The organism is Bradyrhizobium sp. STM 3843 (assembly GCF_000239815.1).
Taxonomy (GTDB): domain Bacteria; phylum Pseudomonadota; class Alphaproteobacteria; order Rhizobiales; family Xanthobacteraceae; genus Bradyrhizobium.
In genome coordinates, this window is record NZ_CAFK01000092.1 from 1 (window position 1) to 24,598 (window position 24,598).

A 24,598-nucleotide genomic window follows, 5' to 3' on the forward strand; every position below is an offset into this window, starting at 1 on the left:
AACACGGCCGCAGCCAGTTATATGGTCGCAGGGCACGCCGTTACAGTGTCAAAGGCCCGGCCTGGTCTTTACCTCGTGGCAACGCCGATCGGCAATCTCGGTGACATCACGCTGCGCGCGCTCGAGACTCTGGCGGGCGTCGACCTGATCGCATGCGAGGACACCAGGATCACGCGACGGCTGACCGAGCGCTACGGCATCTCGGCCGAGCTCACCCCCTATCACGAACACAATGCAGAGAGCGCGCGTCCAAAGCTGCTGCAGCGTCTGGCGGACGGCGCGGCGATCGCGCTGGTGTCCGACGCAGGCACACCGCTGATTTCCGATCCCGGCTACAAACTGGTGCGGACAGCCTGCGCTGGCGGACATGCGGTGACGGCATTGCCCGGCGCATCCTCGGTGCTCGCGGCGTTGAACCTCGCCGCACTGCCGACCGACCGCTTCTTCTTCGACGGGTTCCTGCCGTCGAAACAACAGGCGCGCCGCAGCCGGCTCGCAGAGCTCGCGCGCATCGATGCCACGCTGGTGCTGTTCGAATCCGGCAGCCGCGTGCAGGAGACGTTGGCCGAACTCGCCGAGATCCTCGGCGCACGCGAGGCCGCGATCTGCCGCGAACTGACCAAGCTCCATGAAGACGTCACGCGCGCATCGCTTGTCGAGCTGGCCGCAAATGCGGCGGCGTTGGAGACCCGCGGCGAGTTCGTCCTGGTGATCGGTCCGCCCGCGCGCGATGCCGAGGTCATGTCGTCCGACGCGCTCGATGCGCTGCTGAAGGAGCAATTGCGGACCGAGAGCGTCAAGGACGCGGTCATGCACGCGGTCGAGCTCTCGGGACGCCCGCGGCGCGAGGTCTATGCCCGTGCGTTGGCGCTCGCCAAGGACAAGCAGGCGGAAGAGGGCGATGGCCAAAGCTGACGCGGCAAGCCCCGACGGCACGCCTCCGAGACCCGCGAAGGTCGCCGCGCCCGAACGGGTCGCTGCCTTTCGCACCGGGCTTTCGGCTGAAAGCCGTGGCGCCGCTCTGCTGATCGCGAAGGGTTACCGCATCCTCGCCAGACGTTTCCGCACCCCGCATGGCGAGATCGACATCATCGCGCGCAGGCGCAACCTGCTCGCTTTTGTCGAGGTCAAAGCACGCGCCTCGCTCGACGATGCCGCCTATGCGGTGACGCCGCGCCAGCAGCAGCGCATCATCGACGCGGCCCAAGCCTGGCTGATGGCGCATCCCGAACATGCCGAATTCGAATTGCGCTTCGATGCTATTCTGATTGCGCCGAAGAGCCTGCCGCGCCATCTGGTGGCAGCGTTCGACGCCAGCCCTTGAACAAGCTTACCGCAGACACCGGAACCAGCCTCATGAAATTGAATGTCGCCGTCCAGATGGACCCCATTGCGCGCATCAACATCCGTGGCGATTCGACCTTCGCGCTGCTGCTGGAAGCCCAGCGCCGCGGGCACGCGCTGTCCTATTACACTCCGGACAAGCTGTCCTTGCGCGGCGAGGAGCTGGTCGCGCCGGTGCAGGCGCTGACGGTGCGCGACGAGGTCGGCGACCACTTTACTCTGGGTGAGCCGAAGCCGACGCTGCTGACCTCGTTCGACGTCGTGCTGCTGCGCCAGGATCCGCCATTCGATCTGGCCTACATCACCTCGACGCATTTCCTGGAGCGCATCCACCCCAAGACGCTGGTGGTGAACGACCCGGCCAGCGTGCGCAACGCGCCGGAAAAGCTGTTCGTGATGAATTTCCCGCAGCTGATGCCGCCAACCCTGATCTCGCGCGACCTCGAGGAGATCAACGCCTTCCGCGATCAGCATGGCGCGGTCGTGATGAAGCCGCTGCATGGCCATGGTGGTGCGGCTGTGTTCCGCGTCATGCCGCAGGACATGAATTTCGGCTCGCTGTTCGACATGTTCTCGGTGACCTTCAAGGAGCCCTGGGTGGTCCAGCGCTTCCTTCCCGAGGTCAAGCATGGCGACAAGCGCATCATTTTGGTGGACGGCGAATTCGCCGGGGCGGTGAACCGCGTGCCGGCGGCCGATGATCTGCGCTCCAACATGGTCCGCGGCGGCGCGGCGCAGGCTACCGATCTCAGTGCTCGCGAGCGCGAGATCTGCGAGACCTTGGGACCGGCCTTGCGCGAACGCGGACTGCTGCTGGTCGGCATCGATGTGATCGATGGCAACCTGACCGAGATCAACGTGACGTCGCCCACGGGCATTCGCGCGATTGCCCGGCTCGGAGGCCCCGACATCGCCGGCCGTGTCTGGGACGTGATCGAGAAGAAGCGCAGCTGATCAGGTCGGCTTCAAGCCGCGGACCTTCAACTGCGCCTCGGAGAGCACGAGCTTGTCGAAACGCTTGTGGCTTTCCTCGAAGTCCTCATTGGAGATCCGCGCACAGCCCGGCCGTCCCCGGAGGATCATCGAGGTCGTGGCCCAGCTCAGGCGCGAGGCTTTGCAGGCGATCAGGAGATCGCCGATCCGATCGTCGTCCATCAGGCACTCGATGGTCTCGATGCTGACATCCGACAACAGCGCCAGCGCCGCAATCACGGCCGGATAGTCGTTGGTGGCGGCGAACCGGTTCACCGCGGCGTCGCCGAGCTTGCCGGTCCGATTGAGGACCGCGATCTCGCCCTTGATCTGGGTGTAGTCCCAGGTGGCACGGATCGCGGCGTTGGCCGCGCGCGTGGGCGTCGCCTGCAGCGTGGCCTTGGTGGCCGGCGGGGCCGCCTTGATGAATCGCGCCCGCGCGACATCGCTCGCCGCCGCCACGAAGGCGCGCGACAGCTTGGCCGGGAGATCAGCGCGTTGGCCGAGCTTTTCGGCGAGATCCTCGTCGCGCTCGGCGGCCTTGAACAGGCTGCGGTAGCCATCCTCGGAGAAGCGCGCCGTCAGATTCTGCACCAGCGCCATGCGCACGGCAGGATAGCCGCGCGCAATCAGCAGTTCAGTCAAGGGCTCGCCGATTGCCTTGCGGCTGGCGACCGCGACCAATTGCGGCTGGCTGCTGGTCTTGATGAAGTCCGCGAGGTCGCGATCTGACAACACGGCCGCCTTGGCGAGCATTGGGGCAGCAACCCGCACGTCAGCATGGCTCGCCAACAGGCGCGCCGTGGCGTAAGGCGCGCGCTCGATGGTGCCGAGCGCAGCGCTCAGCTCGGCCAATGCCTCGACGGCGACCTGCGGCATCAGTCGCGCAAAAATCTGGTCGTAGAGATCGAGCTGCTCGGTGGCGTGCGGGCGCGGCCCGGACAACAGCAGCGCCGTTGTCTTGCGCAGGATCTCGGTCGACAATTCGGAGACCGTCCGGGTCTCCCCGGCGGGCTGCTTTGCCGGTTGGAGCGCCGGATGCCGTTGATTCATAGTCTTTTTACCTCTAGCGGTCGCGAGGATGCCTGCCGAACCGACGCCGCAGGCGCGATCTTGTCAGAGCATGCAAAGATCCGCCTAAAACCGCGTTAAGCCGGCCTCCCGCCATGGCTGCGCCCCGCGGGACCGGCGGGCCGCTATCCAGTGTCAGGCGGCCGAGACTGCGACCGCGACCGCCTCGCCATCGCTGCCGCGTGCCAGCCAGGCGATCGCGTCGCTCTCGGCCATCGGCCGACCGTAAAGCCAGCCCTGCCCGTAGATGCAACCGAGCGACCGCAGCGCCCGCGCCTCCTCCTCGGTCTCAACCCCCTCGGCGATAATCCTGTGCCCAAGCGGCAGCGCGACCGCGGCGATCGCCATGACCAGCTGCTGATTGCGGCAACTCGCCGGGAGGTCATGGATGAACGACCGGTCGATCTTGATGGTGTCGAGCTCGACCGCCAACAGGTTGGCAATCGAGGAGTGACCAACGCCGAAATCATCGACCGCAAGGCCGAAGCCGTAGTCGTGGATCAGCCGCAGCTCGTCGGCGCAGCGTTTGGGGTCGAACATCGTCTCCTCGGTGATCTCGATCTCGATCCGCCGCGGGTCGACCCCATATCGCTCCGCCGCGTCCTTGAGGATGCGCGCCGGCGAATGAGTAGAAAACTCGCGGGGCGAGACATTGACGGCGACCTTGACCCGCGGTGTCCGGCTTGCGTCGAGCGCCCGCACGAACGCACAGGCCCGCTCGGCGACGAAGGCCGTCAGCTTGTTCGACAGCCGCAATCGAAACGCAGCACGCACGATGTCGGGCGGCGGAATCATGCCCTCGCTCGGATGCCTCCAGCGGAGCAGGGCCTCGAAACCAATCACCTCGCGCGTTGCCATCGTGACCTGCGGTTGGAACTCGAGGTGGAGCTCACCGCGCGCCAGCGCCTGCGGCAGGTCGAGGTCGAGGCGACGCTGGAGCGCGAACTCGGTTTGCATCTGTTCGTCGAAGACGCGCGTGCGGGCTCGCCCATCCTCCTTGGCCCGGTAAAGCGCAGCATCGGCTCGGGCGCAGAGATCATCGACAGCGATGTCGCCTTCCAGGTGCACAGCAATGCCGATCGAGCAGCTGATCGACTGTGGTTGCCCCGCGATCGTCAACGGCAGCGACAGGGCTCTCGTCAGCTGTTCGGCGAAGGCCGCCGACCGCGCTGCGACGGCGGATCCCTGGAGCACCACGATGAACTCGTCGCCGCCGAGTCGGACCGGCAAGTCATCGACTTGGCAGGCGGAGCGGAGCACGTCGGCCACCTCGGCGAGGACACGGTCACCGGCGTCATGACCGAGGGTATCGTTGATCGTCTTGAAGTTATCGATGTCGAACAGGACGAACGCCACACCCTGGCCGCTACGGCACGCCGCGTCGGCGACGTCACGGAAGTGGCTCCGGTTGGCGAGGCCAGTCAGCGGATCGGTCCGCACGAGCTGCTCCAGCGCCCGGTTGGAGCTCAGCACCTCGCGGTTGGCCTCGGCAAGGGAGCCGGCGAGATCTGTCGCTTCAAACGCCGTGATCTGGCTGGCGATGAAATTGCGCTCGCCGAGGATGGCGGCGCGGAACAGCATCAAGGTCAGGAACACCACATCCGCCGCGATGATGTAGCTGACACCGCTCCCGGACATCAGCATCCGCAGCAGTGTCGCCCCCATCAGCGGCGTACCGAACGCGATTGCCGTCGACGAATAAGCGAGGCTTTGGATGATGGCGCCGGTCGTCGTGCCGGCCATAATGAAGACGACGCAGTAGAGGGCCTGCTGGGTGAGAAAGGCACCAAAGCAGAGAGGCACGACGGACCACAACAACCCGCTCGCAAACGCCATGGCGGTGAGAAATCGCAGCAGCCGGTGCGGATCGGACTCCCGCAGGCCGGAGGACTTCATCGCCAGCACCCGCCAGGCTCGAAACAGCGCGAAAGCAACCGCCGCGGCGAGCCACCAGAAGATGAGGGTTCCTCCGTCCTCGAGATAGAGCAGCAGCGCCAGCGAGACGGCGATCGCAACGTTCGACAGCAATGTCAGGGCGATATTTTGCAGCGAGTTCGTCGCCTGGGCCTTCGCCACAGCCGTCGCCTTCAGGTCGGTATCCTTGATCTGCATGTTGGCTCGGGCGGCATTTCAACTGCGGAGTGACACAACGACGGAGCGGTGGCCCGAAAGCCACGGCTCGCGCGGCACGAGCATCCAAAGCCGGGCCTAAGGCCGGGTTAATTCGCTGTAACGGCCGGGTTTCTCCAACGGCGACTCCCGCGGTCATCGTGTTCATGTATTGTTCTTGCGCGGTCGGGCGTCTTTGGCTACCTTCGGTTTCACGGAGGGGGTGGCATGGTCCAGCGCGTCACGACGGTTGCCTTTGAGGGTATCGAGGCCCGCGCGGTCGACGTGCAGGTCCAGGTTGCGCCGGGGCTACCGGCCTTTGCCATTGTCGGGCTGCCTGACAAGGCGGTGTCGGAGGCGCGCGAGCGGGTGCGCTCGGCCCTGATCGCCTCGGGTCTGGCGCTGCCGGCCCGCCGGATCACAGTCAATCTCGCGCCGGCCGACCTGCCCAAGGAGGGCAGCCACTATGACCTGCCCATCGCGCTCGGGCTGATGGCGGCCATCGGTGCGATCCCGCCGGATGCGCTTGGTGGCTTCACGGTGCTCGGCGAACTCGGCCTCGACGGGTCGATCGCGCCCGTGGCCGGCGTGCTGCCGGCCGCCATTGGCGCCAATGCGCGCGAGGAAGGCCTGATCTGCCCCGCCGGCTGCGGCGCCGAAGCGGCGTGGGCCAGTCCGGACATCCAGATCATCGCGGCGAGCTCGCTGATCCAGATCGCCAACCATTTCAAGGGCACGCAGGTGCTGTCGCGTCCGCAGCCGAAAATTCATGAAGCCCAGGCCAGCGCGCTCGATCTGCGCGACATCAAGGGTCAGGAGAGCGCCAAGCGGGCGCTCGAAATCGCTGCTGCCGGCGGCCATCATTTGCTGATGATCGGATCACCCGGCGCCGGCAAGTCGATGCTCGCGGCGCGGCTGCCGTCGATCTTGCCGCCGCTCTCGCCATCCGAGCTGCTCGAAGTGTCGATGATCGCCTCGGTTGCCGGCGAGATCGAAGGCGGCGCCTTGACCTCGCGGCGGCCGTTCCGCAGCCCGCATCACTCCGCAAGCATGGCTGCACTCACCGGAGGCGGCTTGCGCGCCAAGCCCGGCGAGATTTCGTTGGCACATCAGGGCGTGCTGTTCCTGGACGAATTGCCGGAGTTCGATCCGCGCGTGCTGGATTCGCTGCGGCAGCCGCTGGAGAACGGCGAGGTCTCGATCTCGCGAGCGAATCATCGCGTCACCTATCCGGCGCGGTTCATGCTGGTCGCCGCCATGAATCCCTGTCGCTGCGGCAACGCCTTCGAGTCCGGCTATGCCTGCAAGCGCGGCCGCATCGATCGCTGCACCGCGGACTATCAGATGCGCATCTCAGGTCCGCTGATGGACCGCATCGACCTGCGCATCGAGGTGCCGGCGGTGACCGCCGCCGACCTGATCCTGCCGCCGGCGGCGGAGGGCTCGAAGGAGGTGGCTGCCCGCGTCGCGGCCTCGCGCGAGGTGCAGCGCGCGCGCTATGCGGCCGCGGGGTTGCCGCAGATCCGCACCAATGCCGAAGCGCCGGCGGCGGTGCTCGATGAGATCGCCAGGCCGGATGCGCAGGGCCAAAAGCTGCTGCGCGAAGCGGCGGAAACGATGCGGCTGTCGGCGCGAGGCTATCATCGGGTGCTGCGTGTCGCCCGCACGCTCGCCGATCTCGATCACGCCGACAAAATCGGCCGGCTGCATCTCGCGGAAGCCTTGTCCTATCGCGCGCTTGCCGATGAGGCCCGGCACGCGGCGTGAGCGGTGCCCCGGTCCCGCCGTCAACGAATCGATAACGAGTTCTCTTTACGCTCCGACAACCATAAGGCCCGCGTTCATTCTCCAGGGGTCGATCGTGCGTATCATGTTGCGTTTCAAAGTGCTGGTCGCGATCGCGTTGACCGCGACGGGCGGCCGTCGCCGGCAAGATCGAACTGTCATCAGCCGTGCGTTCCTGTAGCGCTGTCGGCACCGATACCGTCGAAATCGGCTCGGCGCCGTTGAATTCCGACCTTCACGTCGACGTCACCGACGATCCTGCGCTCGCCACCATTCGGGTTGCGTTGGCGGACAGCCGCGAGACCGCGGATATCGTCATCGTCGACGACGGGCCGGCTGCTGGCGACAAGGGCTGCGGCGTGACAGCAGCGACCCAATTGGTCGCGATGGCTTCAGCTCCCGCGCAAGACGCGCCGCGCGTTTATCTCACGCCGGAAGGGCCTGCGGATGATCGCTTCGTCCGATCCAGCGGGTACACCGTGCAACAGGCCGCAGCGCTGATCGTCGGCGCGCACAGCGGTCGTTCGCATCTCGGCGATGCGTTGCTCTGACCGAAATTAGCATCTCGTTCACCTCGTTCGCACGGGGCAGCGCATTGTTGAAACACACTCAAGCTCTCTGCAAGATCGACACCGCATCCTGCTTGGAAGCGATGCTTAGGTTTTTGATTGAGCATGATCTTGTTCGGAAAACCGCTTCGCGCTTTTCCGGATCATGCTCCAGCACTCAAATGCGTCAGGGGTGATCAGCGATGGGACGATTCTTCCGCATCAAGCTGCGCTTGCGTCGCTTTGCGCGCCGCCATCAATTGGTGATCGCTGTTCTGCGCTCCCTGATGATCTTCTCCGCCGGTTTCGGTGGGGCCTATGGCTTCATCAAAGGGAGCCAGTCCGAGAACTCCGGCTATAATCCGCATGCCTTTGCGATCGGCGCCAGCTTCCTGTTTGCGCTCGCATGCGTCGGGCTCGCCACCTTGAGCATGCGGCTGCGCCTCGTGGCCAAGAAGCTGCACAAGCTCGCCCTTCACAATGAAGTGCTCACCGACCGCAATTGGGAGCTGCAGGAGGCCGCAGAACGCGCGCGCAGCCTGTTCGAATCGCAGGGCGATCTGATCGTAATGCGCGACGGCGACGGCCGGATCACCTTCGCCAACGACGCCTATTGCCAGATGGCCGACCGAGAGAACGACGCGCTTCTCGGCACCAGCTTCTCATTCGAGCTGCTCGAGCAGGGTGACAGTGCCCTGGAGCCGAACGGCACCAGGGTGCACGACCAGCGCATCAACACGCCGCTCGGTCCGCGCTGGATCGCCTGGCGAGAAGCGCTGGTGCGCGCGGATGCAGGACAGCCGGCCGTGCTGCAATGTGTCGGTCGCGATGTCACCGACCGCACCGAAACCGAACGCGCCTTGGCCGACGCGCGCGACCAGGCCAATGCGGCCAGCCGTGCCAAATCGCGATTCCTGGCGATGGCGAGCCACGAGATCCGCACGCCGCTGAACGGCATCATCGGCATGAGCGGCCTGCTGATGGACACCAACCTGACGCCGGAACAGACGACCTATGCCAAGGCGGTGAAGACGTCGGGCGAAGCGCTGATGTCGCTGATCGAGGAGCTGCTCGATTATTCCAAGATCGAGGCCGGCAAGCTCGACCTCGAGGCGCGACCATTCGCGCTCACGCCACTGATCGAGGGCATCACCGAGCTGCTCGCACCGCGCGCGCAGGCGAAGAATCTGGAGATCGCGGCCTATATCGACGAGCGCCTGCCCTCCTTCGTGGTCGGCGACGCCGCACGGCTGCGGCAGGTGCTGCTCAATGTCGCCGGCAATGCGATCAAGTTCACGATGACCGGCGGCGTCGCGCTGATCGTCGAGCCGGGAATCTGGCCCGGCGAGATCAGTTTCCGGGTGCGCGACACCGGCATCGGCGTCGCGCCCGAGGCGCAGGCGCGCATCTTCCGCGAATTCGAACAGGCCGATGAACGCGTCGCGCGCAGCTTCGGCGGCACTGGGCTCGGCCTTGCGATCACCGACCGGATCGTCAAGCGCATGGGCGGCCGCATCACCCTGGACAGCGCGCCGGGCGCCGGCTCGACCTTCGAAGTCGCCGTTCCCCTGCCTGCCGCGCTCGAGCGTGGCGAACAGAACAGTTTTGCCGGTCCCGATCTGAGCGCACGTTCCGTGCTGCTGGTGGCTGCAGCAGGTCTCGCCACAGAGCTGATCGAACGACGGCTGCACAATTGGGGCGCGCAGACCTGCCTCGCACCTGATGCCGGGATCGCGCAGGCGCTGCTGCCGGAGCGGTCATGGCACGCCGTGCTGATCGACGAGGCGGTCGGGCGCGAGATGGCGCTAGCGATCGGAGAGGCCGCGCGACATCATGCAACCCGGCGCATCGTGCTGGTGACCCCGTCGACGCGACATGAGCTTCAACCGAGCGCGCCGTTCACCGGCTATCTGGTCAAACCCTTGCGCGCGGCATCGCTTGCAGCCCGCCTCGCCGGCTCGCCCGACGTGACCGCGCCTCCTTTGGCCGAAGAATCCGTCATCGAGCCGGACGTGCCGACGTCGGCGAGCTCCAGCGAGGGCCTGTCGATCCTGGTTGCGGAGGACAACGAGATCAACGCCCTCTTGATGCGCTCGCTCCTGACGCGGCTCGGCCATCGCGTCGTGATCGCCACCAATGGCGAAGCGGCGTTGGAATCCTGGGAGGCCGCCAAATCCGCAGGCACGCCGTATGATCTGATCCTGATGGATATCCAGATGCCGCGGCTCGACGGCATGGAGGCCGCCAAACGCATTCGCGCCCAAGAGGCGTCAGAAACCGGGCGGCGGACGCCGATCCTGGCGCTGACGGCCAACACGCTGGTTGAAGATCGCTACGCCTGCTTCGAAGCCGGCATGGACGGCTTCCTGATCAAGCCGCTCGATCGCGACAAGCTCGACGAGGCGCTCGCCGCATTGGCGGCTGCTCGCCACGTGCCGGCCTGACCCCCCGCGGAACGATCACAGGCGCCGCAGCGCCACCGTCTCGACGCCGTGATCGGGACCCTTTTTAAGGATCAAGGTCGCCCGCGGTCGGGTCGGCAGGATGTTGTCTTCGAGGTTGGCGAGGTTGGTGCGTTCCCAGATCGCGATTGCGGTCGCGGTCGCTTCGTCGTCCGACAACAGCGCATAGCGATGGAAGTAGGAGCGCGGATCGTGGAACGCGGTATCGCGCAGGGCCAGGAAGCGCTTCACATACCAGTTGCGCAGCACCGGCTCCTCGGCGTCGATATAGACGGAGAAATCGAAGAAGTCCGACACCACCGGCACGGCCTTGCCGTCGCGCGGCAGAGGACCGGTCTGCAGCACGTTCACCCCCTCGACGATCAGGATGTCCGGCTGGTCGATCTCGGTCCATTGGTTCGGCACGATGTCGTAGGTGAGATGCGAGTAGACCGGTGCCCGCACCGGATGACGGCCGGACTTGATGTCTGAGAGGAAGCCGAGCAGCAGCGGCAGATCGTAGCTTTCAGGGAAGCCCTTCTTCTGCATCAGGCCCTGGCGCTCCAGCACGGCCGTCGGATACAGGAAGCCGTCGGTGGTGATCAGGTCGACCTTTGGCCGGGGCGACCAGCGCGCCAGCAGCGCCTGCAGCACGCGCGCGGTGGTCGACTTGCCGACTGCGACCGATCCTGCGACGCCGATGATGTAGGGCACCTTGCGATCGCGGATCCCCAGGAACTGGCGCTCCGCGTAATAGAGCCGCTGCGTGGAATCGACATAGATCGACAACAGCCGGGACAGCGGCAGATAGATGTCTTCGACCTCCTGCAGGTCGAGGCGGTCGTGCATCGAACGCAACTTAGAGAACTCGCCGGGCTCCAGCGTCATCGGCGTATCGTTGCGCAGCTCCGCCCATTGCTCGCGGGTGAAGATGCGGTAGGGATTATATTGTTGTTCTGTGGCGCGCATATCCATGACGCTGACCTCGTTTCCCCCAGCGGTCTCCTAAAGTCCGCTGCGCTATTCCACCTTGCGTGACGCTTTCTCTTCCAGTCCGGACATGCCGGTTCGCTTGGCCAGGGCCGCCTCGACCTCATCGAGACGGACGCCGCGCGACTTCAACAACACCAGCAGATGAAACAGCAGATCGGCGCTTTCGGCGATGAAATGATCGCGATCATTCCCAATCGACGCGATCACGGTTTCGACAGCCTCTTCGCCCATTTTCTTGGCGCAGTGCTGCGGACCCTTGTCCAGCAGCTTGCGGGTATAGGACGCCTCGCCGCCCGCCTCGGCGCGGGCATCGATGATGGCGGCCAGGTCATGGACCGTGAAACGGGACATCGGCGGTACTCGGTACAGGCGCCGGTGAAGGACCGGCACAGAAGTTCCTATTTAGCAGTTTTGCGACGCGAAGTCGTCAGGGATCGAGCCGCATCGGCAGGCCAGCACGGACCATATGGTCCTTGGCCTCACGGATAGTAAATTCCCCGAAATGGAAGATCGATGCCGCCAGCACCGCGGTGGCATGGCCCTCACGGATTCCCTCGACCAGGTGATCGAGGTTGCCGACGCCACCCGAGGCGATCACTGGCACGGCTACGCTGTCGGCGATCGCCCGGGTCAACGGGATGTCGAACCCCTGCCTGGTGCCGTCCCGGTCCATCGAGGTCAGCAGGATCTCGCCCGCTCCGAGCGAGACCACCTCCTCCGCATATTCCAGCGCATCGATGCCGGTCGATTTGCGGCCGCCGTGGGTGAAGATCTCCCAGCGTTCCGAGCCGCCGGCGCGCGACACCCGCTTGGCGTCGATCGCAACCACCACGCATTGCTCGCCGAATTTCTCCGCCGCTTCCTTCACGAACTCGCGGCGGGCGACCGCGGCGGAGTTGATCGAGACCTTGTCGGCACCGGAGCGCAGCAGGGTCCTGATATCGTCGATGGTGCGGACGCCGCCGCCGACGGTGACCGGCATGAAGCAGGCTTCCGCCGTTCGCCGGACCACGTCCAGCATGATGCCGCGGTTCTCATGCGTCGCGGTGATGTCGAGGAAGCAGAGCTCGTCGGCACCCGCGGCGTCATAGGCGATCGCAGCCTCGACCGGGTCACCGGCATCGCGCAGGTCGACGAAATTGACGCCCTTGACCACGCGGCCGTCCTTGACGTCGAGGCAGGGAATGACGCGAACCTTGAACATCGGAATTTCTCCTACGCGGCGCGCGCACGGCGGATCAGATCGAGCGCTTTGGCCGGATCAAGCCGCCCGTCATAGAGCGCACGGCCGGCGATCGCGCCTTCCAGCTTCCTGGCGCGCGGCGAGAGCATCGCCGTGACGTCATCGATCGACGCCAGCCCGCCGGAGGCGATCACCGGAATCGAGATCTGCTCGGCGAGCGCGATTGTTGCATCAAGGTTGAGCCCCTTCAGCAGGCCGTCGCGGGCGATATCGGTGAAGATGATGGCGGCAACGCCGGCGTCCTCGAAGCGGCAGGCGATGTCGAGCGCGGTGACCTCCGAGGTCTCCGCCCAGCCTTCCACCGCAACCTTGCCATCGCGCGCGTCGAGGCCGACGGCGACGCGCCCGGGAAAGCTCTTTGCCGCGGTCTTCACCAACTCGGGATCGCGCACCGCCGCGGTGCCGATGATGACGCGCGTGACGCCCTTGGCGAGCCACGCCTCGACCGTCTTCAGATCTCGGATGCCGCCGCCGAGCTGCACCGGCATCTTGACCGCGGCCAGCATCGCCTCGACGGCCTGCGCGTTGACCGGCTTACCGGCAAAAGCGCCATCGAGATCGACCACATGCAGGTACTCGAAACCCTGATCGGCAAAGCTCTTGGCTTGCGCAGCGGGATCGAGGTTGAACACGGTGGCACGCGTCATGTCGCCCTGCTCGAGGCGCACGCATTGCCCGTTCTTGAGGTCGATAGCGGGAAACAGGATCATCAGAACGAATCTTTCAACATGCGGCTCCTCCCCGCGCAGCAGCGGCGGAGAGGAGTGCAAAACCTACGGCTTCCACTTCAGGAAGTTGGAGATCAAGGCGAGCCCGAAACGCTGGCTCTTCTCCGGGTGGAATTGCGTGCCGATCGCGGTGTCCTTGGCGACAATCGCGGTGATCGGCCCGCCATAATCGGCGCGCGCCAGCACGTCATTCTCGTTCGCCGCGTTGAGGTGATAGGAGTGCACGAAATAGGCGTGCAACCCTTTCGGTCCCAGCGGCAGCCGCTCCAGCACCGGGTGCTCCTGCACGAGGTCGAGCGTATTCCAGCCCATATGCGGGATCTTCAGGCTTTCGTCGCGCGGCGTGATCTTCTCGACGTCGCCCGCGACCCAGTCGAAGCCCTCGGTTATGACGTGCTCCTTGCCGCGGGTCGCCATCAGCTGCATGCCGACGCAGATGCCGAAGAAGGGCCGCGCCTTGTGACGCACCGCCTCGGTCAAGGCCTCCAGCATGCCGTCGACGGCGTCGACACCATGCCGGCAGTCGGCGAAGGCGCCGACGCCGGGCAGCACGATGCGGTCGGCGCGATAGACCACGTCCGGATCGCGTGTAACGACGATCTTCTCCTCCGTGCCGCGCGCGGCACGCTCGAAGGCCTTCGCGGCGGAATGCAAATTACCAGAACCGTAATCGATGATGGCAACACTCATCGTCCACCTCCTGGTTCTGGAAACAAGCCAATGATGCTGGCATGCGGCAGCGGCGGTGGCCGCAGCCCATTGCCATTGTCACGCGTCGGCGGCGGCGCGCCGCGATCGACGGTGTGATTGTCGTAACCCGGGGCGCCGCGACGCGCGGCCCAACGCTCGAAGAAGCGCCGTTCCGCCGCGTCGAGATCGTCGCCGACCACGATGTCGAGCTGTCGCCAATTGCCGCGCGAAAAGCTCCAGCGCTTCAGGCTGGACGCCTCAAGCCCCAGCAATATCGCAAGCAGGATATCGGCCAGCACCACGGTGCCGCGTCCGATGCCGGAGCTGAGCAGGATCGCATCGACCGCAGCCACCAGAATGATCCAGCCGATCAGCGCCAGCCACAGCCTGTTCCAGGCCAGCCAGAGCACGCCGAGCACGGCCGCCCACAGATGGAAGCCGTCGCGGACGAACACGAAACGGTCGGTCGAGCGCAGATCCGCGCCTGAGGCGAGCGGCGCGTGAACCGTATAGACCGGCATCTTGATAGTCCTCCGTGACGGAGGTCAGCCGCCGAGCCGACCCTTGGTGGATGGCACTTCGCCCGCTGCGCGCGGGTCGATGCCGATCGCCGTGCGCAGCGCTCGCGCCAGACCCTTGAAGCAGGATTCGGCGATATGATGACTGTTCTCGCCGTACAAGGTTTCGACATGAAGCGTGACGCCCGCATTCATCGCGAACGCGTTGAACCATTCGCGCACCAGCTCGGTGTCGAACTCGCCGATCTTGTCGCGCGGGAAGGCGGCACGAAACACCAGCATCGGACGGCCGGACACGTCGATCACGACCCGGGTCAGCGTCTCGTCCATCGGCATGTGGATCGAGGCGTAGCGGGTAATGCCGGCCATGTCGCCGAGCGCCTGCTTTACCGCCTGACCCAGCGCGATGCCGACGTCTTCCGTGGTGTGGTGGTAGTCGATGTGGAGGTCGCCGACCGCCTTGACCGTCATATCGATGCGGGAATGGCGTGCCAGCAGATCGAGCATATGATCGAAGAAGCCGATACCGGTCGCGATCTCGGACACGCCGGTGCCGTCGAGGTTAACGGTCACCTCGATGTCGGTCTCTTTGGTCTTGCGCTTGATGGTCGCGCTGCGCATGGGGTCAGCTTTCCCTTGAAAACGCGGCCCTTTTAACAGGCGGATGTCAGCTTCGCTACTGCAGGATGACGCGACGAGAGCGTATCTCGGCCCATGGTGACCAGATTTCAAGCCTCGGCCAGCGCAAGCCGGTAATTGCATCCCTGGCCGGCAGCCCCTAGATGCAGGGCCTCGACTGAGGATTCCCTGATGCAAGCATCCCCCAATGAGCTGCCGGTCTGGCACGGCACCACGATCCTGACGGTCCGCAAGGGCGGGCGGGTCGTGGTCGGCGGCGACGGCCAGGTCTCGATCGGCCAGACCGTGATCAAGTCCAACGCCAAGAAGGTTCGCAAGCTCGGCAAGGGCGATGTGATCGGCGGCTTCGCCGGCGCGACCGCCGACGCCTTCACCCTGTTCGAGCGGCTGGAAAGCAAGCTCGAGCAGTATCCGGGACAGCTGACCCGGGCCGCCGTGGAGCTCGCCAAGGATTGGCGCACCGACCGTTACCTCCGGCGGCTGGAGGCGATGATGATCGTCGCCGACAAGGACGTCTCGCTGGTTCTGACCGGGACCGGCGACGTGCTGGAACCGGAGGCCGGGGTGATGGCGATCGGCTCGGGCGGCAATTACGCGCTCGCCGCGGCCCGCGCGCTGATCGATACCGACAAGGACGCCGAAACCATCGTCCGCCGCGCGCTCGACATTGCCGCCGACATTTGCGTCTACACCAACCGTAACATTACGATCGAGGCGCTCTCGGCCGGCTGACGAACCTTTCGCCGGCGGCAGGCCTTGGCCCGTAAGCCGCGACACAAGGTGTCTCTCGGGGCTGACTTGTTCCGATCCCAATCCGGCCTTAGCTAGGACCCATGACCGACTTTTCCCCCCGCGAAATCGTCTCAGAACTCGACCGCTACATCGTCGGCCAGGCCGACGCCAAGCGCGCGGTCTCCATCGCGCTCCGCAACCGCTGGCGGCGCCTGCAGCTCGACTCCGGCCTGCGCGAAGAGGTGCTGCCGAAGAACATCCTGATGATCGGGCCGACCGGCGTCGGCAAGACCGAGATCGCGCGACGGCTGGCCAAGCTCGCCGGCGCGCCGTTCCTGAAGGTAGAGGCCACCAAGTTCACCGAGGTCGGCTATGTCGGCCGCGACGTCGAGCAGATCGTCCGCGACTTGGTCGAGGTTGCGATCATTCAGGTGCGCGACCGCAAGCGCAAGGATGTCGCTGCGCGGGCCCAGCTTGCCGCCGAGGAGCGCGTGCTCGACGCCCTGGTCGGTGCCAACGCCAGCGCGACCACGCGGGACTCGTTCCGCCGCAAGCTGCGCGCGGGCGAGCTCAACGACAAGGAAATCGAGATCGAGACGCAGTCGTCCGGCAGCGGCTTTCCGATGTTCGAGATCCCGGGCATGCCGGGCGCCCAGATGGGCGCGATCTCGATCGGCGACCTGTTCGGCAAGATGGGTGGCCGCACCAAGACACGCCGCCTCACGGTTGCCGGCTCCCACGACATTCTGGTCAATGAGGAATCCGACAAGCTGCTCGACGATGATCAGCTGGTGCAGGAGGCAATTGCCGCGGTCGAGAACAACGGCATCGTCTTCCTGGACGAGATCGACAAGATCTGCGTCCGCGAAAATCGCCTCGGCGGCGACGTCTCGCGCGAGGGCGTGCAGCGCGATCTGCTGCCCTTGATCGAGGGCACCACGGTCTCGACCAAGCACGGCGCGGTCAAGACCGATCACATCCTGTTCATTGCCTCGGGCGCCTTCCACATCGCAAAACCGTCCGACCTGCTGCCGGAGCTGCAGGGCCGCCTGCCGATCCGGGTCGAGCTGCAGGCGCTGAGCCGCGACGACATGCGCCGGATCCTGACCGAGCCGGAGGCCTCGCTGATCAAGCAATATGTGGCGCTGATGCACACCGAGGGCGTCACCCTCGACATCACCGACGATGCGATCGACGCACTGGCCGACGTCGCGGTGGCCGTCAACTCCACGGTCGAGAATATCGGCGCACGGCGGCTGCAGACCGTGATGGAGCGGGTGCTGGATGAGATCTCCTTCACCGCGTCCGATCGCAATGGCGAGACCATCCGGGTCGACGCCGCCTATGTGCAGCAGCACATCGGCGACCTCGCCAAGAATGCCGATCTGAGCCGGTTTATCTTGTAACCTGGTCCTTCCGTCGTCCCCGCGAAAGCGGGGACCCATAACCACCGAACTTAGTAGCAGGCGTCGACGTGGCCCTTGCCTTCGCACAACATCGGCATCGGTGGTTATGGATCCCGGCTCGCGCTCGCCTCCGGACATTGCTGCGCGATGCCGGGAGCTCGCTTGGCCGGGACGACAGTTGGACTCGTGCAGTTGCGTTCAGCGCAAGATGAAGCGAACCGCGCGACAGAATCCCTGGCGCGTGATGTTGGCGGTGAACGCCACCGTCATGACGGGCCTCTTCCTGTGGAAGCTCACGCAGCGGCCCTTTATTCCCTACATCCATCTCCTGGTCGACTATCATTTCGGCTTCATCAAGCGAGCACTGATCGGCGCCGTGGTCGCGCTGTTTACGACGAAGATTCCGGTCTGGTTGGTCTTCGTCCTCGGCGGCTCGGTATGGCTGCTGACGCTCGGCTTGTTCGTGCAGTTGTTCCGCCGAACGTTCGGCTTCGACGAGAAGCAGCTGCCGCTGTTCGTCTTCCTCATCGGCTCCCCGTTCTTCCTCAAGAACTTCATGTTCGCGCTCGGCCATTTCGACATCTATGGCTGCCTAGCCGCGATCATCCTGCTGCTGGTCCCGGCGCGTTCGCTCGCCTACGTTCTGCTTGCCACGTTGCTCTCGGCGCTGCTCATCCTGATCCACCACATCCATCTCCTGATGTATGTGCCGACCATCATCGCGATCACCGTAATGCGCCATTACCTCGCGCGCGATCTGACGCCACTGACTATCGGCGTCGGCGCCTTGGCTGTGGTCGGCCTCGGCGCATTGTTCCTGGCGGCGCAATTCTTCGGGACCATGCCGATTCCGCAGGCCGACTTCGTGCTCTACCTGAAGAGCCGGATGGCCGATCCCTCGCGCACCGATCTGTTGGAGTTCGCCTATGTCTGGTACCAGCCACTGGCCAAGGAATTCCAGGACACCTGGGCCCGCATGCCCTCGAACCTGCTCGGCGTGCCGGTCTATGCGCTCTTGATCTGGCTGCATACGCCGCTGTGGCGCTACTTTGCTGCAGTCATCGGCGCGCTCGCGGACCAGCGGCACCGGCGCATCGTCATTGCCGCCTTGATCGGCGTCAGCCTCGGCTACCTGATCATCTTCCTGACCGTGTTCGACTACGCCCGCTGGATCTCGAGCTGGGCGGTCTGCATGATGCTGTTGCTGCATGCGGTGAAGACGTTGCCGGCAACCAAGGCCGTTGCGCCGATCTCGTCGGATGATCGAAAGACGACGATTCTCGGCTGGGTCATCACGCTGGTGCCCCGTGTCGGAATCATCCGGCCTTTCTGATCTTTTAGCTCTCGTCTTGAGCATGATCTCCGCGCAAACGCTTTCCACGTTTGTCGCGCCGGAAAACCGCTTCGCACTTTTCCGGATCATGCTCTGGTCAGGATCGCGGCCGCCTGATCCGCACATAGAGCGCGCCCGCCCCGCCATGTCCGATATGGGCTTCCTCGAAGCCGACGATGAAGGGCCGGAATTCCGGCAGGCTCAGCCAATGCGGCACCTGGCGTCGCAGCACCCCGCGCTCGGAGTCGTCGCCGACCGTACCCTTGCCGGTGATGACGAGCACGAAAGTGAAGCCTTCGCTGTGAGCCCGCTGCAGAAACAGATGCAGCGCCTGATGCGCGCGATGCTGGGTCATGCCGTGCAGATCGAGCCGCGCATCGATGTCGTTGCGCCCCCGCGACAAGCGCGCGCGTTCGCGGCGGCCGAGCGGGGCCAGCGGCGGCATCGCCGGCTTTGCAGGTTTCGGCACCTGCATCGGAGCGGCGGGGCGGGGCGGAGCAGAGGGCTTGGCAATGGCCGCCTCAGATGCCGACATCGGCGGATGCAGCTTTGCCGGGCGCGGCTTCTTGCGCAGCGGCTTGACCTGCTTGGCGACGGTCTCCCATAGCGCGCGATCTTCTTCGCTGAGACCGCGTCTGCGGCCGCGCGGCGTCTTCGGATCCTGCGATGCGGGTGGCGGTTTCATCGGCGATGACGGTGGCGCCTGCCATAACGAAAGTGGTCGGTCCTGTCATCGCCCGCGACCTTCGGCCTGGCCTCCGGCAGCGGCACTCTTTGGGCCAAGCTCGGATCGGACGGAGCCGACGAAGTCGTTGCGACGGCGGGAGCCGATCCGGTCGAAACATCGGGAGCGATCGCTGCCGATTTCTGGTCCTTGGCTTGGTCCTTGGTCTGTCCCTTCGCCTGATCTTTGGCCTGATCCTTCGGCGGCAGCTGCGGAAACAGCTTGGCAATCTTTTCCGAGGGCCGCGGATCGGGCAGGGGCATCTTGTGGCTGCGTCCGACCGGATCGAGCGCCTTCGGCACCAGCATCACGAACTGGATGTTCTGCTTGAGCCGGCCGGAGATCCTGCCGGCTTCTGCGCCAGCGCCGAAATACAGATCCGCGCGTGCCGGGCCGACAATCGCCGAGCCGGTGTCCTGCGCGATCATCAGCCGATGAAACGGCGTCTTCGACCGCTCGGACTCGATCGGCAGGTCGCCGGTGATGAAGAACGGCGTGCCGTAGACATGCAGCGACTTGTCGACCGCGATCGACCGCCCCGGCGTCAGCGGAATGCCCTGCGCGCCCACCGCCTCGTCTTTGTCCGATAGATTGACCTCGCGGAAAAAGATGTAGGACCGGTTCTGCCGGCGCACCTCGTCGGCGGCGTTCGGGTTCTGCTCCATCCAATCCCTGATCCGCTGCATCGACATCTCTTCGCGCGGGATGATGCCGCGCTCGATCAGGATGCGGCCGACCGGGGTATAGGGCTGACCATTATAGGCATCGTAGTTGATGCGCAGGGTCGTGCCGTCATCGAGCGCGATGCGCGCAGAGCCCTGGATTTGGGCGAAGAGCAGATCAACCTGGCTTCTGAGCCAGCAGATTTCCAGGCCGCGTCCTTCGATCGCGCCGTCCTCGATCGCCGCGCGATCATAATAAGGCACGAGCTTGCGGCGCCCGATCTTGCGGTAGACCGGTCCCTTGTTAGGCAGGTTCGGCGCATCCTGCTTGAAGCCGCGGACAAACACGTTCGAAGGCCGGCGATAGACCGGAACGTTGTAGACTTCGTTCTGGGTGCGCGATCCGTCCAGGATCGGCTCGTAATAGCCGGTGACGAAGCCGTCATTGTCGCCCAGCCGCGAGATCTTCAATGGCTGGAAATGATGTTCGAAGAAGGCTCTTGCTTTGGCCGCGTCGCTGAGGTCGAGCGTCTCCGCGGCACGACAGGGATCACGCAGCGAACCACCCAGCGCCTTGGTGTCATCAGGTGCATTCTGCTGGGCCGCGATCGGCTTGCAGCTCGCCCGGAATGTCCGATACGCCGCCAGATGGTCGTCCTCGGCCCAGCCGGGAACATCGGCCCAGCCCAGCGGAACATATTGGCTGCCGGCGATCTGCAACGGCCAGTCAAGAGGCGGGTAGGGGAGCTGGCGAACCGGCGCTGCAGCTTCGTGCCGACGCGAGCTTCGAACAGCTTCGGCGGCATAGGGCGTGAGCACGCCCGCAACCGCGATCAGACCGAGGCCGGCGACAACATAACTGAGGCGATTGCCGGAAAAAGGCGGCTTCCAAAATTCGCGCACCATCGCTGCACCGTCCAAGCACCACTCAACGCGAAGTTTGGAAAATAAGGATTAAGCAAATCTGTGTTGCGCGCGATGTCCTCCCCCTCGCGCCAGTCTCAGGCTCTTGCAATATTCCCATGAGCCATCGTCATCGCGACACTCATCACCGTCTTACGTCAATGGCTGCCGGTTCCGACCAGCTTCCAGTTCGGATCGCGTGAGGTGATGTCACGGGCAAATGTCCAGATGTCGGTGATGTCGGCGACCTTGTCCGGATTGCCGTCGACGATCGCACCGGCCTTGTCGCGCGTGACCGAAACCATCTGCGAGACGAACCGAACGGTCAGCTGCGCAGTACGGTCGCGCAGATCGGCTCCGACCAGCTCGGCCTTGTCGATCGAGACAAACCGCGTCTCGGTCTTCTGCTCGTGCCTTTCCCGATCCTTGATGACAGCTTCAAAACTGTCATAGACGTCCGACGACAACAGGTCGCGCAGCGCGCGGCGATCGCCGTTGGCGAAGGCCAGCACGATCATCTCATAGGCGCTGCGGGCACCGGAGATGAAATGGCGCGGATCGAACGACGAGTCCTGGGCGACGATCGCATCCAACCCGCGGGCGAGTGCCGTACCCGGTTCGGTCAGACCCTTCCACCGATCGGCCATAGGAGCTACGTCCACCGTCTGCGAGGGAGTTCCCGGGTCGATCAGCTTGCCCGGAACGGGCATGACATTGCTGTCCGGCACCCCCTGAACGGCGTTCCGGGCGGTGCGGTCAAACGGCGGGCGCTCGTTGCCGGTGCGTTGACCGAGCACGGCGCGCAGGCGCACGAAGATGAAAACCGCCAACGCCAGGAAGATGATGGTATAAATATCCACGTCGTTTTCGCTTTCTGACTTGTCGCGCCGGCCACGGAACCGACTGTCGGGCTCTCCGTCCTCAAAAGCCGGCACGGACTACAGGGTCGGTTGTCGCCTGGATGTAGTCATGAAATTGGGCCCGGCCAATGGCGCATTCTGGCGCGGGGATTGTAACCTCTTTCTCTAGAAAGGGGAAATCCCGCCCGGGGGAGTTAATGCATGTTCAATCGCTTAACGGCCATTTCGGCGCGCCCCCGGCCCGGCCCCGGCTACCGGCCCGCCAAAGGGTCGGCACCGCAAGATCCGCCCGCATCCTTGTGGAACAGACCGGCCCTATGTTAGCCACGCGCCGCGACGATCCGCCCTTTCTGCCAGGAGAACACCCTCATGACCAACGGTAACGGTGCCACCCCCGAGGCGGGCCCTCCCCCTCAGTTGAACGTCCTGGCGCAATACACCAAGGACCTCTCATTCGAGAATCCGAATGCCCCGCAGTCGCTGACGCCGCAGGCCCAGCCGCCGCAGATCAACATTCAGATCAATGTCGGCGCCAATAACATCGCCGAGAGCGAGTACGAAGTGACGCTTTCGATCGAGGGCAAGGCCGAAAGCGCGAGCAAGCTGATGTTCAGCTTCGAGCTGGTCTATGGCGGCGTCTTCCGCCTGGTCAACATCCCTCGCGAGAACCTGTCGCCGATGTTGCTGATCGAGTGCCCGCGGCTGCTGTTCCCGTTCGCCCGCGAGATCGTCGCCACGGCCGTGCGCGATGGCGGGTTCCCGCCGTTGATGCTGGATCCGGTCGATTTCGTCGGCCTGTACCGGCAGAACATGGAACGGCAGGGCGCTGACCAGCCGAGCTGAGCGCTGCCGACGTTCTTCTCAATTAAATGAATTGAAAGGCGCGTGATCCCTTTGGCCGATGGCCCGAGGGATCACGTGGCCGCCAGGAAATCGTTCCAGATCGGTTTCTCGCCCAGGGTCGCGACAAAGGCGCGATGCGCCTCGCGCTCGGCGTCCGTGACCCGCGGGGCCAGCGGTACCTCGCGCTGCCGTCGCGGCATGTCGGTCGACGTTCCCACGCGGATCTCCACGCTCTCCTGGGTCAGGATGAGCTGCGACTGCCGCGCTCCCACCAGATCGACATAGACTTCCGCCAGCAGCTCGGCATCGAGCAATGCGCCGTGCTTGGTACGGCGGGAATTGTCGATTGCATATCGCGAGCAGAGATCGTCCAGCCGGTTCGAGACGCCGGGATGTTTGCGGCGCGCGAGCAGCAGCGTGTCGACCAGCCGCTCCCGCGGGATTGGCACCCGGCTCACCCGGTCGAGCTCGGCGTTGATGAAGCCAATGTCGAACGATGCGTTATGGATCACCAGCGGCGCATCACCGATGAAGGTGAGAAACTCCTCCACAACCTCGTGGAAGAGCGGCTTGGTCGCGAGAAATTCGCTCGACAGCCCGTGAACCGCGAATGCCTCGGCCGGCATGTCGCGTTCGGGATTAATATAGCGATGGAACGTCTGGCCCGTCGGCATGCGGTTGAAGATCTCGATGCAGCCGATCTCGACCAGCCGGTCGCCGCGCAGGGCATCAAGGCCGGTGGTTTCGGTATCTAGAACGATCTCACGCATGGTCTTGTCAGGTCCGTTAGGTTGCTTGACGCACGGCGAATCAGATCCGCCGCCGCGGCATCTTAACAACCTGATCCAGGATGTCGCGAATGCGCGCCCGCACCGGGTCAAGTCCGTGTGACGTATCCACGACGAAATCCGCCCGCTTGCGCTTTTCCTCATCCGGCATCTGGCGGGCCAGAATGGCATCGAGTGCCTCACTCGACATGGTGCCGCGCGCCAGGATGCGCTCACGCTGAATGTCGGGTGAGGTTGTGACGACGACCACGGCATCGACACGTTTGTCGCCGCCGGTCTCGAACAGCAAGGGCACATCGACCACCGCAACCGGCACGCCGGAGCGTTCAGTGTCATCCAGAAACTTCTGGTGATACGACCGCAGCATCGGATGAACGATGGCCTCGAGGCGCCTGATCGCCTCGGCATCGCCGACGACCTTCGCGGACAGTTTGGCACGATCGACCTTGCCGTCGAGTGTCGTCCCCGGGAAGGCCGCCTCGATCGGCGGCACCGCCTCACCTTCATATACTTTATGGACGGTGGCGTCGGCATCGTAGACGGGGACCCCAGCCTCGGCGAACAGCTTTGCCGTGGTCGATTTGCCCATCCCGATCGAGCCGGTCAGACCCAGCACTCTCATTCACGCCTCTCCGCGCTCAGTCTGAAACGTAGGCTTCATAGTGCGAGCAGTCGTGCGTCCCTGAAGAAGGCGAGCAACGGCAGCAGCGGCAGACCGAGGATGGTGAAGTGATCGCCATCGATGCGGTCGAACAGATGTACGCCCAGGCCTTCGAGCTGATAGGCGCCCACGCTGGTGGTGACCGCCGCACCGGCCTCCTCGAGATAGGCCGAGACGTCTGCTTCACTCAGCGGCCGCATCGACATCCAGGCGACCGCGACATGCGAGAATACCACCTCACCATCACGGGCGACCACGACGGCCGAATGCAACGCATGGGTCCGGCCAGCGAGCGCAAGCAGCTGCTGCGCAGCCTGGTCGTGGCCGGCCGGCTTGTTGAACATGCGGTCGCCCAGCGCCAGCGTCTGGTCGGCACCGACCACGTGATGACCCCGCCGTTTGGCCGAAACCGCGAGCGCCTTGGCCTGCGCGAGATGAAGCGCGATCTCGTACGGCGCGAACAGGCCGGACTCGTTCTGGATTTCGCGCTCGTCGATATCGGCCGGCTCGGCCAGGCAGGCCAGCCCGGCATTGTCGAGCAACGCCCGTCGCGCCGGGCTTTGCGAAGCAAGCACGAGCGGCAAGTCACCACGCCAGAGTGTCAT

Annotated in this window: 25 protein-coding genes; 10 read left to right on the top strand and 15 right to left on the bottom strand. The window is 64.8% G+C overall.

Going from position 1 to position 24,598, the window contains the following annotated elements:
* Nucleotides 1-21: 21 nt before the first annotated feature.
* Genes rsmI through gshB form a run of 3 tightly spaced genes read left to right on the top strand, consistent with a single transcriptional unit; the run spans nucleotide 22 to nucleotide 2,298 of the window.
* A complete protein-coding gene (gene rsmI / locus BRAS3843_RS12430) occupies nucleotides 22-915 on the top strand; it encodes a 16S rRNA (cytidine(1402)-2'-O)-methyltransferase (RefSeq protein ID WP_008969242.1) in 894 nt (297 codons plus the stop codon).
* On the top strand, nucleotides 902-1,324 hold the full coding sequence (locus tag BRAS3843_RS12435; RefSeq protein WP_008969243.1) for a YraN family protein: 423 nt from the start codon (nucleotides 902-904) through the stop codon (nucleotides 1,322-1,324). The genes rsmI and BRAS3843_RS12435 overlap by 14 nt, the downstream gene beginning before the upstream one ends.
* Before the next feature lie 32 nt (nucleotides 1,325-1,356).
* Nucleotides 1,357-2,298 carry a glutathione synthase gene (gene gshB, locus BRAS3843_RS12440; RefSeq protein WP_008969244.1) on the top strand — a complete coding sequence of 314 codons (942 nt, stop codon included), beginning with the start codon at nucleotides 1,357-1,359 and terminating at the stop codon, nucleotides 2,296-2,298.
* Here the strand turns inward: gshB and BRAS3843_RS12445 are convergent, their stop codons facing one another.
* Entirely contained in the window at nucleotides 2,299-3,369 is a 1,071-nt protein-coding gene (locus BRAS3843_RS12445; protein WP_008969245.1) for a DUF2336 domain-containing protein, read from the bottom strand.
* 153 nt (nucleotides 3,370-3,522) lie between these two features.
* Nucleotides 3,523-5,499 (bottom strand): EAL domain-containing protein, encoded by a 1,977-nt coding sequence (locus tag BRAS3843_RS12450; RefSeq protein WP_008969246.1) that lies wholly within the window; start codon nucleotides 5,497-5,499, stop codon nucleotides 3,523-3,525.
* 225 nt (nucleotides 5,500-5,724) lie between these two features.
* Here BRAS3843_RS12450 and BRAS3843_RS12455 point away from each other — a divergent pair, with 225 nt between their 5' ends.
* The 3 genes from BRAS3843_RS12455 to BRAS3843_RS12465 all read left to right on the top strand — a co-directional run bounded on the left by BRAS3843_RS12455 (nucleotide 5,725) and on the right by BRAS3843_RS12465 (nucleotide 10,273).
* Nucleotides 5,725-7,263, top strand: a complete 1,539-nt coding sequence (locus BRAS3843_RS12455) for a YifB family Mg chelatase-like AAA ATPase (protein ID WP_008969247.1) — start codon at nucleotides 5,725-5,727, stop codon at nucleotides 7,261-7,263.
* Between the two features lie 185 nt (nucleotides 7,264-7,448).
* Nucleotides 7,449-7,832 carry a hypothetical protein gene (locus BRAS3843_RS12460; RefSeq protein WP_008969248.1) on the top strand — a complete coding sequence of 128 codons (384 nt, stop codon included), beginning with the start codon at nucleotides 7,449-7,451 and terminating at the stop codon, nucleotides 7,830-7,832.
* 200 nt (nucleotides 7,833-8,032) lie between these two features.
* A complete protein-coding gene (locus BRAS3843_RS12465; protein WP_008969249.1) occupies nucleotides 8,033-10,273 on the top strand; it encodes a response regulator in 2,241 nt (746 codons plus the stop codon).
* A 15-nt stretch (nucleotides 10,274-10,288) separates the two neighbouring features.
* Here the strand turns inward: BRAS3843_RS12465 and coaA are convergent, their stop codons facing one another.
* The 7 genes from coaA to hisB form a co-directional block, all read right to left on the bottom strand.
* On the bottom strand, nucleotides 10,289-11,245 hold the full coding sequence (gene coaA / locus BRAS3843_RS12470; RefSeq protein ID WP_008969250.1) for a type I pantothenate kinase: 957 nt from the start codon (nucleotides 11,243-11,245) through the stop codon (nucleotides 10,289-10,291).
* Nucleotides 11,246-11,290: 45 nt separating this feature from the next.
* Complete coding sequence (locus BRAS3843_RS12475; protein ID WP_008969251.1) at nucleotides 11,291-11,614, bottom strand: phosphoribosyl-ATP diphosphatase; 324 nt, start codon at nucleotides 11,612-11,614, stop codon at nucleotides 11,291-11,293.
* Nucleotides 11,615-11,690: 76 nt separating this feature from the next.
* Nucleotides 11,691-12,467, bottom strand: a complete 777-nt coding sequence (hisF, locus tag BRAS3843_RS12480) for an imidazole glycerol phosphate synthase subunit HisF (RefSeq protein WP_008969252.1) — start codon at nucleotides 12,465-12,467, stop codon at nucleotides 11,691-11,693.
* An 11-nt stretch (nucleotides 12,468-12,478) separates the two neighbouring features.
* Complete coding sequence (hisA, locus tag BRAS3843_RS12485) at nucleotides 12,479-13,216, bottom strand: 1-(5-phosphoribosyl)-5-[(5-phosphoribosylamino)methylideneamino]imidazole-4-carboxamide isomerase (RefSeq protein ID WP_008969253.1); 738 nt, start codon at nucleotides 13,214-13,216, stop codon at nucleotides 12,479-12,481.
* A gap of 63 nt (nucleotides 13,217-13,279) precedes the next feature.
* A complete protein-coding gene (gene hisH, locus BRAS3843_RS12490) occupies nucleotides 13,280-13,924 on the bottom strand; it encodes an imidazole glycerol phosphate synthase subunit HisH (protein WP_008969254.1) in 645 nt (214 codons plus the stop codon).
* Nucleotides 13,921-14,445 (bottom strand): DUF2628 domain-containing protein, encoded by a 525-nt coding sequence (locus BRAS3843_RS12495; RefSeq protein ID WP_008969255.1) that lies wholly within the window; start codon nucleotides 14,443-14,445, stop codon nucleotides 13,921-13,923. Before BRAS3843_RS12495 ends, hisH begins: the two co-directional genes overlap by 4 nt.
* Nucleotides 14,446-14,469: 24 nt before the next feature.
* The gene (gene hisB, locus BRAS3843_RS12500) at nucleotides 14,470-15,063 is read right to left on the bottom strand and encodes an imidazoleglycerol-phosphate dehydratase HisB (RefSeq protein ID WP_008969256.1); all 594 of its coding nucleotides are present in this window, start codon (nucleotides 15,061-15,063) and stop codon (nucleotides 14,470-14,472) included.
* 189 nt (nucleotides 15,064-15,252) lie between these two features.
* On the opposite strand from hisB, the gene hslV reads away from it, so the two are divergent.
* The 3 genes from hslV (at nucleotide 15,253) to BRAS3843_RS12515 (ending at nucleotide 18,552) form a co-directional block, all read left to right on the top strand.
* Nucleotides 15,253-15,813, top strand: a complete 561-nt coding sequence (hslV, locus tag BRAS3843_RS12505) for an ATP-dependent protease subunit HslV (protein ID WP_008969257.1) — start codon at nucleotides 15,253-15,255, stop codon at nucleotides 15,811-15,813.
* A 101-nt stretch (nucleotides 15,814-15,914) separates the two neighbouring features.
* Entirely contained in the window at nucleotides 15,915-17,219 is a 1,305-nt protein-coding gene (gene hslU, locus BRAS3843_RS12510) for an ATP-dependent protease ATPase subunit HslU (RefSeq protein ID WP_008969258.1), read from the top strand.
* Between the two features lie 208 nt (nucleotides 17,220-17,427).
* On the top strand, nucleotides 17,428-18,552 hold the full coding sequence (locus tag BRAS3843_RS12515; protein WP_008969259.1) for a hypothetical protein: 1,125 nt from the start codon (nucleotides 17,428-17,430) through the stop codon (nucleotides 18,550-18,552).
* 97 nt (nucleotides 18,553-18,649) lie between these two features.
* Here BRAS3843_RS12515 and BRAS3843_RS12520 read toward each other — a convergent pair whose 3' ends face one another.
* The 3 genes from BRAS3843_RS12520 to BRAS3843_RS12530 all read right to left on the bottom strand — a co-directional run bounded on the left by BRAS3843_RS12520 (nucleotide 18,650) and on the right by BRAS3843_RS12530 (nucleotide 21,701).
* Nucleotides 18,650-19,237, bottom strand: a complete 588-nt coding sequence (locus tag BRAS3843_RS12520; protein ID WP_008969260.1) for a Smr/MutS family protein — start codon at nucleotides 19,235-19,237, stop codon at nucleotides 18,650-18,652.
* Nucleotides 19,234-20,844: an MltA domain-containing protein gene (locus BRAS3843_RS12525; protein ID WP_008969261.1), complete on the bottom strand. Its 1,611-nt coding sequence runs from the start codon at nucleotides 20,842-20,844 to the stop codon at nucleotides 19,234-19,236. The genes BRAS3843_RS12520 and BRAS3843_RS12525 overlap by 4 nt, the downstream gene beginning before the upstream one ends.
* Nucleotides 20,845-20,999: 155 nt before the next feature.
* Nucleotides 21,000-21,701, bottom strand: coding sequence for a Tim44/TimA family putative adaptor protein (locus BRAS3843_RS12530; RefSeq protein ID WP_008969262.1), 702 nt, complete (start codon nucleotides 21,699-21,701; stop codon nucleotides 21,000-21,002).
* A 369-nt stretch (nucleotides 21,702-22,070) separates the two neighbouring features.
* On the opposite strand from BRAS3843_RS12530, the gene secB reads away from it, so the two are divergent.
* Nucleotides 22,071-22,544: a protein-export chaperone SecB gene (gene secB, locus BRAS3843_RS12535; protein WP_008969263.1), complete on the top strand. Its 474-nt coding sequence runs from the start codon at nucleotides 22,071-22,073 to the stop codon at nucleotides 22,542-22,544.
* A 71-nt stretch (nucleotides 22,545-22,615) separates the two neighbouring features.
* Here the strand turns inward: secB and dnaQ are convergent, their stop codons facing one another.
* From dnaQ to BRAS3843_RS12550, 3 genes are read right to left on the bottom strand one after another with little or no spacing between them, the layout of a single operon-like run.
* Nucleotides 22,616-23,314 carry a DNA polymerase III subunit epsilon gene (dnaQ, locus tag BRAS3843_RS12540; RefSeq protein WP_008969264.1) on the bottom strand — a complete coding sequence of 233 codons (699 nt, stop codon included), beginning with the start codon at nucleotides 23,312-23,314 and terminating at the stop codon, nucleotides 22,616-22,618.
* A 40-nt stretch (nucleotides 23,315-23,354) separates the two neighbouring features.
* Nucleotides 23,355-23,954, bottom strand: coding sequence for a dephospho-CoA kinase (gene coaE, locus BRAS3843_RS12545; protein ID WP_008969265.1), 600 nt, complete (start codon nucleotides 23,952-23,954; stop codon nucleotides 23,355-23,357).
* Between the two features lie 35 nt (nucleotides 23,955-23,989).
* Nucleotides 23,990-24,598, bottom strand: coding sequence for a Maf family protein (locus tag BRAS3843_RS12550; protein ID WP_008969266.1), 609 nt, complete (start codon nucleotides 24,596-24,598; stop codon nucleotides 23,990-23,992).

Bases quoted from the DNA above. Each gene is read 5' to 3' on its own strand.
- rsmI (WP_008969242.1), top strand. From the start codon at position 22: ATGGTCGCAGGGCACGCCGTTACAGTGTCAAAGGCCCGGCCTGGTCTT.
- BRAS3843_RS12435 (WP_008969243.1), top strand. From the start codon at position 902: ATGGCCAAAGCTGACGCGGCAAGCCCCGACGGCACGCCTCCGAGACCC.
- gshB (WP_008969244.1), top strand. From the start codon at position 1,357: ATGAAATTGAATGTCGCCGTCCAGATGGACCCCATTGCGCGCATCAAC.
- BRAS3843_RS12445 (WP_008969245.1), bottom strand. From the start codon at position 3,369: ATGAATCAACGGCATCCGGCGCTCCAACCGGCAAAGCAGCCCGCCGGG.
- BRAS3843_RS12450 (WP_008969246.1), bottom strand. From the start codon at position 5,499: ATGCAGATCAAGGATACCGACCTGAAGGCGACGGCTGTGGCGAAGGCC.
- BRAS3843_RS12455 (WP_008969247.1), top strand. From the start codon at position 5,725: ATGGTCCAGCGCGTCACGACGGTTGCCTTTGAGGGTATCGAGGCCCGC.
- BRAS3843_RS12465 (WP_008969249.1), top strand. From the start codon at position 8,033: ATGGGACGATTCTTCCGCATCAAGCTGCGCTTGCGTCGCTTTGCGCGC.
- coaA (WP_008969250.1), bottom strand. From the start codon at position 11,245: ATGGATATGCGCGCCACAGAACAACAATATAATCCCTACCGCATCTTC.
- BRAS3843_RS12475 (WP_008969251.1), bottom strand. From the start codon at position 11,614: ATGTCCCGTTTCACGGTCCATGACCTGGCCGCCATCATCGATGCCCGC.
- hisF (WP_008969252.1), bottom strand. From the start codon at position 12,467: ATGTTCAAGGTTCGCGTCATTCCCTGCCTCGACGTCAAGGACGGCCGC.
- hisA (WP_008969253.1), bottom strand. From the start codon at position 13,216: ATGATCCTGTTTCCCGCTATCGACCTCAAGAACGGGCAATGCGTGCGC.
- hisH (WP_008969254.1), bottom strand. From the start codon at position 13,924: ATGAGTGTTGCCATCATCGATTACGGTTCTGGTAATTTGCATTCCGCC.
- BRAS3843_RS12495 (WP_008969255.1), bottom strand. From the start codon at position 14,445: ATGCCGGTCTATACGGTTCACGCGCCGCTCGCCTCAGGCGCGGATCTG.
- hisB (WP_008969256.1), bottom strand. From the start codon at position 15,063: ATGCGCAGCGCGACCATCAAGCGCAAGACCAAAGAGACCGACATCGAG.
- hslV (WP_008969257.1), top strand. From the start codon at position 15,253: ATGCAAGCATCCCCCAATGAGCTGCCGGTCTGGCACGGCACCACGATC.
- hslU (WP_008969258.1), top strand. From the start codon at position 15,915: ATGACCGACTTTTCCCCCCGCGAAATCGTCTCAGAACTCGACCGCTAC.
- BRAS3843_RS12515 (WP_008969259.1), top strand. From the start codon at position 17,428: ATGAAGCGAACCGCGCGACAGAATCCCTGGCGCGTGATGTTGGCGGTG.
- BRAS3843_RS12520 (WP_008969260.1), bottom strand. From the start codon at position 19,237: ATGAAACCGCCACCCGCATCGCAGGATCCGAAGACGCCGCGCGGCCGC.
- BRAS3843_RS12525 (WP_008969261.1), bottom strand. From the start codon at position 20,844: ATGGTGCGCGAATTTTGGAAGCCGCCTTTTTCCGGCAATCGCCTCAGT.
- secB (WP_008969263.1), top strand. From the start codon at position 22,071: ATGACCAACGGTAACGGTGCCACCCCCGAGGCGGGCCCTCCCCCTCAG.
- dnaQ (WP_008969264.1), bottom strand. From the start codon at position 23,314: ATGCGTGAGATCGTTCTAGATACCGAAACCACCGGCCTTGATGCCCTG.
- coaE (WP_008969265.1), bottom strand. From the start codon at position 23,954: ATGAGAGTGCTGGGTCTGACCGGCTCGATCGGGATGGGCAAATCGACC.
- BRAS3843_RS12550 (WP_008969266.1), bottom strand. From the start codon at position 24,598: ATGACACTCTGGCGTGGTGACTTGCCGCTCGTGCTTGCTTCGCAAAGC.